Here is a 936-nt window from a genome sequence, read left to right as displayed (position 1 = left end):
AGAGAGGCAAGACCTCTCTTTTTTGTGCAGTTGAGGAGCTAAAGGGTGCAGAATGGATGAAATGTGCCAAAAGTGTTTCTGAATCTGTTAGACTGTACACAGAAAGGGGAAGATTATGCTTAAAGAATTGTATGAAGAAGTCCAGGGAATTGTATATAAGTGTAGAAATGAATATTACCTTCATTTGTGGGAGTTATCGGACTGGGATCAAGAGGGAATGATTTGCCTACATGAATTGATTAGTAGCGAAGAAGGGCTAGTAGACGATATTCCTCGTTTACGTAAATACTTCAAAACAAAATTCCGGAATCGAATTCTAGATTATCTCCGTAAACAAGAAAGTCAAAAACGGAGATATGATAAAGAGCTTTATGAAGAAGTGGGTGAGATAAGTCATCGTATAAGTGAGGGAGGACTCTGGCTAGACGATTATTATCTCTTTCATGAAACACTAAGAAATTATAGAGGTAAACAAAATAAAGAGCAACAAGAAGAGTTAGAACGCGTCTTAAGAGATGAACGCTTCCGAGGGCGTCAAAGAGTGTTAAGAGACTTACGTATTGTGTTTAAAGAGTTTGACATCCGTACTCATTAGGAATTCATGCAAAAAAGTAAAAAAAGTTTAAAAAAGGTGTTGACAAAAAACAAAAAGCCGGTATAATAGTAAGAGTTGAAAATAACAACTCAGGTCCGTTGGTCAAGGGGTTAAGACACCGCCTTTTCACGGCGGTAACACGGGTTCGAATCCCGTACGGACTATGGTATGTTGCAGTTGGAACACTTGATGAAAAAAAGTTTTAAAAAAGTTTCAAAAAGTGTTGACAAGCGAAAGCTGCTGTGATATACTAATATAGTTGTCACTTGAGAGAAGTGAGTGACAAAGACCTTTGAAAACTGAACAAGACGAACCAATGTGCAGGGCGCTACAACTAAGGT

1 protein-coding gene and 1 tRNA gene are annotated in these 936 nt (G+C 38.0%); both read left to right on the top strand.

Annotated elements, in window-relative coordinates:
• Positions 1–115 precede the first annotated feature (115 nt).
• Entirely contained in the window at positions 116–595 is a 480-nt protein-coding gene (locus tag CYK16_RS10575; RefSeq protein WP_060805896.1) for a sigma-70 RNA polymerase sigma factor region 4 domain-containing protein, read from the top strand.
• A 92-nt stretch (positions 596–687) separates the two neighbouring features.
• A tRNA-Glu gene (locus CYK16_RS10570) sits at positions 688–759 on the top strand.
• The last annotated feature ends 177 nt before the right edge of the window (positions 760–936 follow it).

Origin of the sequence: Streptococcus oralis subsp. dentisani, assembly GCF_002860905.1 — a bacterium.
Lineage (GTDB): Bacteria > Bacillota > Bacilli > Lactobacillales > Streptococcaceae > Streptococcus > Streptococcus oralis_BA.
The sequence above is the reverse complement of the archived record's forward strand: the minus strand, read 5'-3'. Positions and strand labels throughout refer to the sequence as shown.

Excerpts from the sequence above, each read along its gene's own strand:
- CYK16_RS10575 (WP_060805896.1), top strand. The coding sequence starts at position 116 with ATGCTTAAAGAATTGTATGAAGAAGTCCAGGGAATTGTATATAAGTGT.